We start from the raw sequence: 12,233 nt of genomic DNA, 5'->3' as shown, positions 1-12,233 counted from the left end.
TAACAACAGGAGGATGTGACACATGCGAACGTCATCAGCTTCAGCTCACCAGCCCTATCCCGTCGAGAATGTTCAGGCAGAAATTCTCTCTATCTTCGATCACCTTACGCGCGACGAAACCCGCGAAAAGGAACGCGCCGCCGCAAAACGCCGGCTTGCCGCCCGACGCGCGATCGAGCAACACTTCGAGCGCAAGGCGCTGGAAGATGCCATTCGCGACGGATGGGACGTGTAATCCCGGAAATCGCCTGAACGATGATTACATCTCGGACTGACAAACACTCAGCCCGGGGAGTAAACCAGAATATTGTCGCGACCGGCTGCCTTGAGGTGGCCGGCGTGAACCTGACTCATCATGCCTTTTTCGCAGTACAGCAGATAACGGCGATCGGGCTGTAGCTCGTCCATGCGCTCCTGCAATTCATAAAACGGAATGCGAAGAATTTCATTGTTGGTCAGGTGCAAGGGTGAGCGCTCTTCCTCCGTCGGATGGCGCACGTCGATGATGACATCCGCAATGGCCGGAGTCTGCACCAGTTCCACATCTTCCGGCGTGGTCACCGTATCCAGCACCCGGTGAATCGGGATATCGACCCGCTCTTCAATGGCTCGTGCCAGCACCGCCATATCCATCTTGGATTCTTCTTCCTCAACCCGGTGCAGACGGGCACGTGTGACGGGCTTCTGTGAAATAACACCACAGTATTCGGGCATGTTCCGCGAGAACACCTCGGTGCCAATCTGGTCTGCAAGCTTGATGATGTCCATCTTGTCCATGGTGATCAGCGGTCGCAGAACGACTTCCTCACTGGCTCGATCCACCACGTTAAGGTTGGTCAGCGTCTGGCTCGATACCTGTGCCACCGCATCGCCGGTAATCAAAGCCTTGGCATTGTTGGCACGGGCAATTTCAGAGGCGGCCTTGAGCATCATGCGCTTGAGGATAACGCCTGTATGACGCGAATCGACTGACCTGACAATTTCGGCAACCACGGCTTCAAACGGCACTGAAATAAACTTCACAGAGTGGGACGCGCCGTAGCGGGACCACAGGTAATGGGCCACCTGTTTGACGCCGACTTCATGGGCACTGCCGCCCAGATTGAAGAACAGAAAATGGGTCCGCATCCCCCGGCGCATGCTCAGGTAGGTGGATACTGACGAATCGAAACCACCGGAAATCAACGTCAGTGCTGATTCAACCGTGCCCAGCGGATAGCCGCCAATGCCTTCATAGCGCTGCGCCACCACATGAAAGCGATCATCGATTACTTCCACCCGCACCAACTCGTCAGGCTGGCGCAGATTGACGCCGGCCGCTTCGGAATTTTCCATCAGCACCCCGCCGAGGTGGCGCTCGAGATCGCCTGAGGTGAAGCTGTGCTTGCCGGTGCGTCGCACCCTTACTGCAAAGGTTTTTCCCTTGAGATACTCGCCGAAAACCGCCAACACGCGTTCGCTGACACCGTCAAAATCCACAAACGGGTAGTCCTGAACAACCAGAATATTGCTGATACCGGGAATGCGCTGCAGCAGATCGATCAGTTTATCGCCCCGCGTATTGTCCGATGGCACCTGAACATCGATCCGGTCCCAGCTGCCATCCACCTTGATGCGATCGTCGACACGCCGCAGCAGCTTGCTGATATTCTGCCGTAACTGCCTAATCTGTTGGCGGCGAACGGGTTTGCTTTTGATCGCCACTTCGGCGCTGGGTCTGATCAGAAAATTCATGGGCAATCCGGGGTATCAGTCGATGGTTAACGCGCCAGTTTAACGCGTTGAAGCAGGATCGAAAAATCGGGTGTTACCGAAACGCGGGTATTCGGACCAGGTTATGGCAACCAGACAGAGCAACACCGTGCTGCAACAGCACTCCATAAAGCAGCTAAACGCGTTACACTGATTTCTTTCTACCTTTTTGTTCTAACAAGGATCCAGACTCAATGACGCAGGAAACCGTCAACGCACTGGTGTCGCCGGAAGGCAGCCTCGAAGTGCTATCCAGCCACGAAGTCAATCTGCTCAAAGACAAGAGCGAAGGCGGTCTCTACCGCCTGTTTCGCCGCTGCGCGCTGGCGGTGATGAATATCGGTGCCGAAATCGACGACTGTAAAGACCTGATGGAGCGCTACGCCGATTTCGATATCCGGCTGGTACCGCAGCCGCGCGGTCTGAAGCTTGAACTGGTGAATGCACCGGCGCAGGCGTTCGTCGATGGCCATATGCTGCGCGGGATCCGCGAACACCTGTTTTCGGTGCTGCGGGACATCATCTATACCCACTCGATGCTCACAGCCGACCCGGGTATCGCCAGGGAAAGACCTGACGACACCACCAATCTGATATTCCATATTCTGCGCAACGCCCGGGCACTTCAGGCCGGCCGTCATCCGGATATCATTGTGTGTTGGGGCGGGCACTCCATCAGTCGGGAAGAATATGTCTACAGCAAGGAAGTCGGCCATGAACTGGGGCTGCGAGGCCTGAGTATCTGCACTGGCTGCGGCCCGGGAGCGATGAAAGGACCGATGAAAGGTGCCACCATCGGCCATGCCAAACAGCGGGTCAAAACCGGGCGCTACATCGGCATTACCGAGCCCGGCATTATCGGCGCCGAGCCACCCAATCCGATCGTCAACGAGCTGGTGATCATGCCGGATATCGAGAAGCGACTGGAAGCATTTGTTCGCGCGGGCCACGGCATCATTGTGTTCCCCGGAGGCGCCGGCACGGCGGAAGAAATCCTGTACCTGCTGGGCGTGCTGCTACATCCGGACAACAAGGACCTGCCCTTCCCCGTAGTGTTTACCGGGCGCAAGGAGAATGCAGCCTATTTCGAGATGATTGACCGTTTCATCCGCAACGCACTCGGCGACGAAGCTGCAGAGCGCTATGACATCATCATCGATGATCCGGATCGCGTCGCCCAGACCATGAGACAGGGAATGGAAGAAGTTCAGGCGTTCCGCCACTCCAAACAGGATGCTTACTACTTCAACTGGCTGCTGACAATTGACCCGGTATTCCAGCAGCCGTTTGAACCCACACATGCCTCAATGCGGGCGCTGGAGCTCCACCGTAATCAACCGGCGCACCTCGTCGCGGCCAACCTGCGCAAAGCATTCAGCGGGATTGTGGCCGGTAACGTGAAAGAACAGGGCATTCGACTGGTCGAACAGGAAGGGCCATTTGAGATCGCCGGCGATCCCGTGTTACTGGAACCTCTGGAAGCCCTGCTGACAGCGTTTGTGCAGCAAGGCCGAATGAAACTGCCGGGCTCGGCCTACAAGCCAAGCTATCGCATCGTAAACGCCTGACCGGCCGGGAAATAAGGGGCGGCGGGTGTGAGACTACTCGCCGCCATCAGCCGGCAGACTGGCGTAGTAGGCGGCCAGATTTTCAATATCCGCATCGGTCAGCGCAGCCGCCTGGGCTTGCATGATCGTTGCCTGCCCACCACTGCGCAAATGAGCCTTGTAGGCTTTCAGCGCCATTACCAGATACTGCTCGTTCTGGCCCGCCAGATTCGGGTACATCGGAATCTGTGCCTTACCGTTCTGACCGTGACAAGCCGCGCACACGGCCGCTTTCGCCTTGCCGGCCTCAACATCGCCAGCGGCACTGACAGCAACCGGTAGTATCAGCAGCACACTGGCCACCATCATTTTCAGCTGAATCATTATCTCTCACCGTGATTGTTATGATCGTCTGCGGCGGCTACTTCCATTTCCGCAGCAGAACTGCTGGCTTTTTATAACACGGAATATGCCCGGATAGAGAGCACCAATCAATCGTTGCGATATGAACCTGCATCACCGGAGATTCGTTTCAGGGGCGTTTGCAACGGGTGACAGCACCCCCGTCTTGGCGGCATTATTGGTGACAAATGCCCGTTATCCGTTGTCGGCGCCCATCGCCCTCCCTATTTTACAATCACGCCATCAGGAGTTGCTGATAGTCCATGACCATTCACGCTGAAACCATTGCCTGCATGGAAGGTTCTGCCGGCCTGATTACACTCGACTCGCCCCGCAGCCTGAATGCACTGTCTGAAGATATGATTATCGCCATGCAGAGGCATCTTGATGCCTGGGCCGAGGATCCCGATATCTGCCTGGTGATTCTGCAGGGCGCTGGCGAACGGGCCTTTTGCGCCGGCGGCGATATCCGCCAGCTGTATGACGTGCTGGGCACTGACCAGTCAGAAGCCGAAGCCACCCGCTATTTCAATGCCGAATATCGCCTCGACTACACCCTTCACACTTACCGTAAACCCCTGATTTGCTGGGCGCACGGAGTCGTGATGGGTGGTGGACTCGGGCTACTTGCCGCCAGCCGATACCGGCTACTGACGCCGTCCGCACAACTGGCAATGCCGGAGATCAGCATCGGCCTCTTTCCGGATGTGGGCGCAGGTTATTTCCTGAATCGGTTGCCGGAAGGCATGGGGCTCTTTCTTGGCCTCACTGGCGCCCGCCTGAATCAGATCGACAGCCTGCGCATTGGCCTGGCCGATATGACGGTGCCGGAAGACGGCTTTGATGCCCTGATCCAGCGCATTCGGGATTCTCGCTGGCGTGGTGAAGTGGCCGCCGATGACAATCGCCTGTATCGCCTGCTGAACCAGTTTTCCAATGAACATCAAACACCACACCTGAAAAGCGAACTGGCTGATCACGAGCAGTTCATCGCCACCATCTGCCGTGGCGAGTCATTGCCGGATATTGTGCGTGACCTGCTGAGCCGGGATAGTGAAAGCAGCTGGTGGCAAACGGCTATCAACAATCTGCGAAGCGGCTGCCCGACTTCGGCGTGGCTGGTATTTGAACAACTCAAGCATGCCCGCCAGTTGTCGCTGAAGGAGATTTTCCGGACTGAACTGGCGATGGCAGTTAATTGCTGTGCCGGGAAAGACTTGAAAGAAGGTATTCGCGCGCGTCTGATCGACAAGGACCAGCAACCAAAATGGCAATACAGCAGCGTGGAAGAACTGAGCGCGGATGATGTCGCCCGCTACTTCACGCCGCCCTGGCCGCCCACCGACAATCCGCTTGCGGATCTGGACTGACCCGCACTCGAAGCAACCTCTTTAGCGCTCGGCGCCCGCCTGCACCAATAGCATTTCGAGATCCCGGTATCGTTTGGCGCGGGCAATATCGAGGGCCGTCGTGCCATCTTCAGCGCGGTAGGTGGCATCGGCGCCGGCCGCGATCAGCACTTCCGCCGTCAACAGATCACCGTTGTCTACCACATGCATCAGCAGCGATTTACCATCCGGTGCAATGTTCACATTCCCGCCCGCACCCAGCAGCGTTTTCACCACCGACAGGTTGCCCGCCTCCGCTGCGGCACCAACCGGCGTTTGGCCGCTGCCACCGCTGGCGTTTACGTCGGCACCTGCTGACAGCAGCAGCTTTACAAGCCGCTGTGAACCTTCCGCCGCAGCGGCGATCAGCGGGGTGACCCCATTGCCATCCTGCAGGTTCGGATTGGCCCCTTGTTTGAGCAGAAACCAGGCTACACGGTCATGACCATTGGCAGCGGCAGCGGTCAGCGGTGTCCCCTGCGCTGTTACCACGTTGAGTGAGGCTCCACTGCTGGCAAGGGATTGCACCTGATCCACATCACCACCGATGGCGGCCTGAACCAGGGGCGATGCGGACGCCTGAGTGACGTCAAGATTGGACGGCGGTGGCGTGCCGGCACAACCGGCCAGAGCCAGCGAGAACACCAGGGCAGCGAGAAAGGCGGCACGCATGGCCATGAATCACATCCTTGTTGATTGTCGGGCCACCATTTTGCCCAACAGGCCAACCCGATTTAAAGCGAGTAAGTCACAGTTGATGGGTTACAGCAGCTGAATCTGCTTTTCACGGGCGCCTGAAAGCGAATTTCAGGCCCTACTGCTGGTCCAGCCAGGCCAACGCACTACGTGCCATGTCGCGCAATACACGTTCGCCCTGTTTTCGTCCGCTGCAGGCGCCAGCAGTCTGAAGCGCCTCCCAGCGCCAGTGCTGGAGCACGGCCCTGCACCAGAGCCCCTCGCTGTCCGCCTGCGCCAGATTGCCGGCAATTCCCGCCTGCAATGACAGCCTGAGCAACGGCAATCGGGACAATTCAAACTGCCGGGATCCTTCACTGAAAGCCACCAGCTCCGACCGGTCCGCAACGGATAGAGGCGGCGCTGCATGCCAGCTATCGGTGAGCGCCCAGACCAGCGCTACGTCCAGATCCGCAAACTCGTTAACCAACAGCCAGGGCCAGTGTTCGGCAAAACGGACGGCCAGCCGCTCGATGACCTGCTGGCCGTCCGTTGAAAGGGGAGCTCCCATCTGCACTGTAAACTCGCCACTGCTTGCCGCCCGATGTAACCCCAGACGCAATGGCTTCAGCCCGCACCCCTGCCAGAACCGCAGCAAGGCCGGCGTGGCGCCGAAACTGGTACCAAACAGATCAAGCCCCTCGGCACCGATTGCCTGGCGGGCAGCCTCAACCAACTGCCGACCGACCCCCTGACTGCGCAGATCGGCATGGACGGCTATTCGCACGACCCGTGCCATGCGCGCCATAGCCGCCTCGGCCAGCGCGCCATGCGACGCCAGCGATTGCGCCAGAAGATGTCCACGGGGGCGTCGCTCACCGCGCATCACGCTATTCGCCATGGCCGCATCCAGTCCGCCTTCGCGTGTCAGCCAAAGCACGCCCACGATTGCGCCCTCACCTGTGCGCGCGATCCAGCTTTGAGCTTGCACGTCATCCAGCCATTGCCGGAGATCACCCGGCGTGGTGCGGTAATGGGCGTCAGTCAGCAAACCGAATGCTTGCCTGAGCTCAGCCAAGTCCGCCTGAGCCGGCTGCCAACGTTCAATCGTCACTTGAGAAGCAAGGCTGCTTTCCGCCAGCGAGGCGCTATCGGCATCCAGCAGGAACAGACGGGAGACCAGGTGCTCCAGCGGGTCGCCGCTCCGCCAGCGAATAGGCTGGATTAAGCGACAGCTTTGCCATTGTGGCGTTAATCGGTCGAGCACTTCCCGGAAACGCACATCAAAGCCTCGCCCGGTGCCTTCGTAGCCGTGAACTGTTGTGGCAAAAACAACGCGAGGCCAACTCGCCAGGATCGACTCCAATAGTGGTGCCGGGAGCCCGGCTGCCTCGTCTACCAGAATCAGTTCCGCTGCAGGCCTTTCCCGCAACAAGACGTCTGCAGGTATGAAAACCAGCTCGCGGCCATTGGTGGCCAGCGAAAACGGCGTACGAGAAGCCTCCGGCCACGCCGCCTGTGCGGCAGAAAACAGATGATCAACCGCTTCTGCTCGGGGCGCGGTGACAATCACGCGTTCCCGCTTGTCACGCAGCAGGTGCACCGCAGCCCGCCCCAGCGCAGTCGACTTTCCGCGCCCCCGGTCCGCGCGGACAACCAGTGGCCGGCGCCTGCGGCCTTCGCCGGTACGGATTATCCGGGCGATGGCCTGTTGCTGGCAGGGTGTATCCCCCGGACAGAAGCCCACACTCGCAGCAGGTAGAGACAGATCGGAAGGTGTCATGCCCTCGCGGTTCAGGCGCAATACTGAAGGATCGCCTGCTATAACAGACGCAAGATGAGCGGCGAAAGGATGATGCGCGGTGTCCGCAAGGCCGGTGCGGGGATAATCAGGATCAGCAAAAGTCGGCCATTGGTCGAGCGGTGGCATCAGCCAGATCAGCAACCCACCCGCTCGAAGTGTACCGGCGATAGCAGCGAACGCATCCGGTGGCGTTCCCTGCCAGCCATCCCAGACCACCAGATCCAGCTCACGGCCGAGCCAGCGACTGGCTTGATGGGCTGGAATCAAAGTGACAGAGCCCAGCCCCGGCTGCTTGTCCCCCACCCACAATGTCTGACCGGACGCGCTCTGACCGACCGTCGCCGCATAGTCACGGGCATAACTCCGGGCATCAGCGGCATTCCCTTCCACCAGCACCAGCCGGCGCTCACCCTGGTCTGCCAGCATCTCCTGCCACAACCTCAATGCCGCTGCAGTGGGCCAGCCAGCCGATGTCCGGTCGTTCAGCTCAGTCACGCCCGGTGCACTCAGTTCAGGTCAATCGAGTGGCGTTTCAGATCTGGCAGCGCGCAATGCTCAAGTGCGGCCTGATGAGTGGCACGCAAGTGGACCCGGGGAGCGCATTCGGCCTCCAGGGCCTCCTGCCAGCGGGGGGCACACAGGCACCACTGATCGCCGGCTTTAAGGCCGGGAAACCCAAACTCGGGCCGCGGCGTCGACAAGTCATTGCCGGTAGTTTTGGAAAAGCTGAGAAATTTGTCGGTCAAGACCACGCACACCGCGTGAACACCGAAATCGTCGGGCCCGACATTGCAGCAGCCGTCCCGATAGAAGCCGGTTTCCGGATCTTTACTGCAGCTTTCCAGCACTTCACCGAGCACATTGACGGATTCAAACAGGTCTATGGCCATGGGAATTCTCCCGAGCGGGTCAACCGCACTATGAAAAATGATCGGCCATTATGGATGAGGGGCGGGTGTCATGCCAGAATAGCGCCCATGCCAACAGCCCTGCCGCCCCATCTTACTGACGAACAACACGCCATCATCACCGCCGGTTACGAACACGCGCTGATTACCGCCGTCGCCGGCAGTGGCAAAACCACCACGCTTGCCTGGCGCATTCGCTATCTGCTGGAACAGGGCCATGATCCCACCCGCATCCTAGTGCTGATGTTCAACCGCAGTGCCCGCAATGACTTTCAGGGCAAACTGCGCGACGTCACCCGTGACACCGGTCTGGGACTACCAGAGGTTCGCACCTATCACGCCATGGGGTTCCGGCTCTACAAACGCTTTGTGCGCGAGGGCTACCTGCCGGATTTCGCCGACAACATCCTGTCGGATCAGGAAATCAACTTTCAGGTCTGGCAACTGACCCGGCAGCTGGCGCCGGAATCGCTGCAGGACGAGATCAAGCGGGGCAAGAAGGACTACATTGAGACTGCCAGCCACTTTATCGATCTGGTCAAAACCACCCTGTCACCGGTGGAAATCGTGTTTGAGCAGCTCGGCTATGGTGAAAAACACCGCTACCTGATCGATCTGTTTCACGGCTTTGAGCAATGGCGCAAACGCAACAGCCGCATCAGTTATGCCGACATGCTGTACGAACCTGTTATGGCGATTCACCAGAACCCGCCGTTACAGCGGTTGGTGGCCAACAAGATGGATCTGGTGATGGTGGACGAATATCAGGACACCAACGAAATCCAGCATCTGTTGTTGCGCTATATCGCCGGCGAACGGGCCCGGGTAACCGTCGTGGGCGATCCAGATCAGACCATTTACGAGTTCCGTGGCGCCCAGCCGGATTTCATTCTGAGTCGCTTCGGCGAGGAGTTTGAAAGCCCGCTTGAGCAGACCCTCAGCTTCACCTTCCGCTACGGTCATCAGGTAGCACTGCTGGCCAACCACCTGATCAGCCACAATACCGGTCGCAAGGATGTACTCTGTCACGCGCACCCTTCAACGCCGGCTACCCATGTCGAGCTCCACGAAACCACGCAGGACAGCGACGTGGTGTTGAGACTGGTGGAACAACAACGGGATGGCGGCCACCCGCTTGAAGCCGTGGCCATCCTTTTCCGGGTCTGGAGTCAGAGCGTACCGATCGAGCTGAAGCTGTTGGCCCGCCAGATTCCCTACCGCATCGACAGCAGCAAGGGTGCGCTGTTTACCCGCGAGGTGGAAGCCATCACCCACATGATGCGCGTATGTGCCGGTCATTTGCCCAAGTTGCCACCGGAAGCGCGACTCGAGACAGCCCGCAGCCTTCTGCGCTTCCCCCATGTCGGCTTGCGCGAAGCGGAGCTGAACAACCTGGCCCAACTGCTTTCGCGATTTGAGAATGACTGGGGCCAGCGCCTTCTGGACCTTGAGTTCGACGCCATCGGCCCGATGCCCACCAAAAAGCTCAAGGCACTCGGCAATACCCTGATTGTACTGAACGATTTCAAAGGATCCGCCAGCGACCTGATCGCCCGGTATGCGGATGCGACGGAACTGTTTGAGGGCATTCGCAGCCTTGCCATGACCCACGAAACCGCCGACGAACGAATCGATACCGTGCGCGGGTTTCAGCATTACATCAAAAGCCTTGATGTGGGCGTTCCCGAAGCACTGAATCATCTGGATGTTCTGCGAACTCAGGCCCAGCAAACGGATGCGGGCGGCGTGCAGCTTTCGACAATGCACCGGACCAAAGGGCTGGAGTGGCCGATCGTCATCATTCCCGGCTTGCAGGAGAAGTACCTGCCCCACACGGCCCGTCAAACGGACGACATCCGCAGCCTGGTCGAAAGCGAGCGCCGCCTGCTCTATGTCGCCCTGACCCGCACCCGGCAAGCTCTGCACCTGATCACCCGACCGGATTCAAACACGCCTCACCTGGACGGTGACCAGAGCCGCAGCCGTTTCATTCATGAGCTCTGCTTTCCCTTGTCGGCCGATATGGGCGGGCAACTGGACAATCGTCAAGCAGACTCGGCCGGTTCTCAGATCAGGCTCAGCACACCTCTCACTGCCATCAGCCAGCGCTATGCCCAGCGCGAAGGCGTCACCCTCACCTCGTCCTGCAGTGCCACGGACAGCCCACTAGCCGACGCTCCGATATGGCACCAGTCGCGCATTATCCACGCAGTGCTCGGGGCCGGCCTGGTTCTGAGTGAAGAAGAGCGCGCCTTCGATGTTCGTTTTGACAGTGGCGAGACCCTGACATTCAGTAAAAAGAGTGCTCACCTGTATTTTCGACCAGCTGACACACCCTGAAGCCAACGGAAAATTGATCAAATTGCACCCGGAAAGATGTTATTTCTGCAATATTTGCCTCAAAACCTGTCCAATATGAATCTCATCACTTAAATTGTTCGTAAGAGGTTGAATGCTCGATAAAGCGCTCACCCAAAAATAATAAGAAGATTAACGACGATACAAATAACCGAATGAACAGGAGGTTCCAATGACCCTGATGCGTCCTTTTGCAGCAGCCGCACTCATGGCGGCCGTAGCGACACCGGCTATGGCTGAAGAAGTCGATCAACAAAAAATCTATATCAATCCGTTCATGGGCTTTCAGCTCTTTGACGATAAACGGGATCTAAGCGAAACCGCCACCTTCGGCGCCGGACTTGAATACCGCTTTCTGCCCAGCTGGGCACTGGAAGCTGTCTGGTCACGGGGCGACGCAGACCGTAAATACGTGCCTGGCGGTAGCGATTTTGACGATTACCGCCTGGATGGCCTGTACTACTTCGGCGAAATCCAGGATACCTGGAACCCGTACCTGGCCACCGGTGCCGGCCATACCGAGTTTGAAGCACTGGGTGGCGGCATCAATGGCGAGACCCGCCTGAACGTTGGCGGCGGTGTGCGCTATAACATTAGCGACAACCTCTCCCTGCGCGGTGATATCCGTGAATTCTATAGCCTGGACGAAGAAGCCTTCGACACGCTTGCAACGGTCGGTATCAGCATCGGCTTCGGTATGGCCGGTGCCAAGTCTGAGCCTCAGGATAGCGACAATGACGGCGTCATGGATGACACCGATCAGTGCCCCAATACCGCACCAGGCGCCCAGGTTGACGCGACCGGCTGCGAAATCGAAGCCGACGCTGACAATGACGGCGTAGTCGACAGCCAGGATCAGTGCCCCAACACGCCTGCTGGCGCCGAAGTGAACAGCACAGGCTGTGAGCTCGATAGCGATAACGATGGCGTGGTCAACAGCAAAGATCAGTGCCCGGGTACCGAAGCAGGTGCAACGGTTGATGAAAAGGGTTGTACCGGTGTCACCGAAGCGGTTGAAACCTTCACGCTTGAAGTCCAGTTCCCGCTGAACAGCGCCGTTATCGGCGACCAGTATGACAGCGAACTCCAGCGTGTGGCCGACTTCATGGAAGAGCATCCGGAAACCGTTGTTGAAATTGCAGGCCATTCCGATAGCAGTGGTAAAGCAGAATATAACCAGGCGCTGTCACAGCGTCGTGCAGAAGCCGTTGCCAAGCGTCTGACCAACCGTCTGGGCGTGGAGCAATCACGGGTTTCAGCCACCGGTTATGGTGAATCAGAGCCTGTAGCGGATAACTCAACAGCCGCTGGCCGTGCCGACAACCGTCGGGTTGAAGCGCGGATTCAGATAGAGCGGTAAGTATGACGCTCTGAATCAAAAGCCGCCCGCGTCAGTTAT

General features: G+C 58.4%; 10 protein-coding genes. 5 read left to right on the top strand and 5 right to left on the bottom strand.

Annotated elements, in window-relative coordinates:
* Positions 1 to 22 precede the first annotated feature (22 nt).
* A complete protein-coding gene (locus tag ACUN9X_RS04170; RefSeq protein WP_260039040.1) occupies positions 23 to 235 on the top strand; it encodes a PA3496 family putative envelope integrity protein in 213 nt (70 codons plus the stop codon).
* 47 nt (positions 236 to 282) lie between these two features.
* On the opposite strand, the gene thiI is transcribed toward ACUN9X_RS04170, so the two are convergent.
* A complete protein-coding gene (gene thiI, locus ACUN9X_RS04165) occupies positions 283 to 1,734 on the bottom strand; it encodes a tRNA uracil 4-sulfurtransferase ThiI (protein WP_260039041.1) in 1,452 nt (483 codons plus the stop codon).
* 212 nt (positions 1,735 to 1,946) lie between these two features.
* Here thiI and ppnN point away from each other — a divergent pair, with 212 nt between their 5' ends.
* On the top strand, positions 1,947 to 3,320 hold the full coding sequence (gene ppnN, locus ACUN9X_RS04160) for a nucleotide 5'-monophosphate nucleosidase PpnN (RefSeq protein ID WP_260039042.1): 1,374 nt from the start codon (positions 1,947 to 1,949) through the stop codon (positions 3,318 to 3,320).
* Between the two features lie 33 nt (positions 3,321 to 3,353).
* On the opposite strand, the gene ACUN9X_RS04155 is transcribed toward ppnN, so the two are convergent.
* On the bottom strand, positions 3,354 to 3,683 hold the full coding sequence (locus ACUN9X_RS04155) for a c-type cytochrome (protein WP_445472277.1): 330 nt from the start codon (positions 3,681 to 3,683) through the stop codon (positions 3,354 to 3,356).
* A 281-nt stretch (positions 3,684 to 3,964) separates the two neighbouring features.
* Between ACUN9X_RS04155 and ACUN9X_RS04150 the strand changes: the two genes are divergently transcribed.
* Positions 3,965 to 5,071 carry an enoyl-CoA hydratase/isomerase family protein gene (locus tag ACUN9X_RS04150; protein WP_445472276.1) on the top strand — a complete coding sequence of 369 codons (1,107 nt, stop codon included), beginning with the start codon at positions 3,965 to 3,967 and terminating at the stop codon, positions 5,069 to 5,071.
* 21 nt (positions 5,072 to 5,092) lie between these two features.
* On the opposite strand, the gene ACUN9X_RS04145 is transcribed toward ACUN9X_RS04150, so the two are convergent.
* The 3 genes from ACUN9X_RS04145 to ACUN9X_RS04135 all read right to left on the bottom strand — a co-directional run bounded on the left by ACUN9X_RS04145 (position 5,093) and on the right by ACUN9X_RS04135 (position 8,458).
* Positions 5,093 to 5,767: an ankyrin repeat domain-containing protein gene (locus tag ACUN9X_RS04145; RefSeq protein ID WP_445472275.1), complete on the bottom strand. Its 675-nt coding sequence runs from the start codon at positions 5,765 to 5,767 to the stop codon at positions 5,093 to 5,095.
* Between the two features lie 136 nt (positions 5,768 to 5,903).
* Positions 5,904 to 8,063 (bottom strand): tRNA(Met) cytidine acetyltransferase TmcA, encoded by a 2,160-nt coding sequence (locus tag ACUN9X_RS04140; RefSeq protein WP_445472274.1) that lies wholly within the window; start codon positions 8,061 to 8,063, stop codon positions 5,904 to 5,906.
* Between the two features lie 11 nt (positions 8,064 to 8,074).
* Positions 8,075 to 8,458, bottom strand: a complete 384-nt coding sequence (locus ACUN9X_RS04135) for a DUF2237 family protein (protein WP_445472273.1) — start codon at positions 8,456 to 8,458, stop codon at positions 8,075 to 8,077.
* An 87-nt stretch (positions 8,459 to 8,545) separates the two neighbouring features.
* On the opposite strand from ACUN9X_RS04135, the gene ACUN9X_RS04130 reads away from it, so the two are divergent.
* Both ACUN9X_RS04130 and ACUN9X_RS04125 read left to right on the top strand, forming a co-directional pair.
* Positions 8,546 to 10,816 carry an ATP-dependent helicase gene (locus ACUN9X_RS04130; RefSeq protein WP_445472272.1) on the top strand — a complete coding sequence of 757 codons (2,271 nt, stop codon included), beginning with the start codon at positions 8,546 to 8,548 and terminating at the stop codon, positions 10,814 to 10,816.
* Between the two features lie 190 nt (positions 10,817 to 11,006).
* Positions 11,007 to 12,194, top strand: coding sequence for an OmpA family protein (locus tag ACUN9X_RS04125; protein WP_260039052.1), 1,188 nt, complete (start codon positions 11,007 to 11,009; stop codon positions 12,192 to 12,194).
* The last annotated feature ends 39 nt before the right edge of the window (positions 12,195 to 12,233 follow it).

Source organism: Marinobacter sp. V032 (assembly GCF_052645435.1).
This window is presented reverse-complemented; position numbering and strand designations above follow the sequence as displayed.

What these genes read in the sequence shown, in the direction of transcription:
- ACUN9X_RS04135 (WP_445472273.1), bottom strand. Translation starts at nt 8,458, where the DNA reads ATGGCCATAGACCTGTTTGAATCCGTCAATGTGCTCGGTGAAGTGCTG.
- ACUN9X_RS04145 (WP_445472275.1), bottom strand. Translation starts at nt 5,767, where the DNA reads ATGGCCATGCGTGCCGCCTTTCTCGCTGCCCTGGTGTTCTCGCTGGCT.
- ACUN9X_RS04150 (WP_445472276.1), top strand. Translation starts at nt 3,965, where the DNA reads ATGACCATTCACGCTGAAACCATTGCCTGCATGGAAGGTTCTGCCGGC.
- ACUN9X_RS04130 (WP_445472272.1), top strand. Translation starts at nt 8,546, where the DNA reads ATGCCAACAGCCCTGCCGCCCCATCTTACTGACGAACAACACGCCATC.
- thiI (WP_260039041.1), bottom strand. Translation starts at nt 1,734, where the DNA reads ATGAATTTTCTGATCAGACCCAGCGCCGAAGTGGCGATCAAAAGCAAA.
- ACUN9X_RS04155 (WP_445472277.1), bottom strand. Translation starts at nt 3,683, where the DNA reads ATGATTCAGCTGAAAATGATGGTGGCCAGTGTGCTGCTGATACTACCG.
- ppnN (WP_260039042.1), top strand. Translation starts at nt 1,947, where the DNA reads ATGACGCAGGAAACCGTCAACGCACTGGTGTCGCCGGAAGGCAGCCTC.
- ACUN9X_RS04170 (WP_260039040.1), top strand. Translation starts at nt 23, where the DNA reads ATGCGAACGTCATCAGCTTCAGCTCACCAGCCCTATCCCGTCGAGAAT.
- ACUN9X_RS04125 (WP_260039052.1), top strand. Translation starts at nt 11,007, where the DNA reads ATGACCCTGATGCGTCCTTTTGCAGCAGCCGCACTCATGGCGGCCGTA.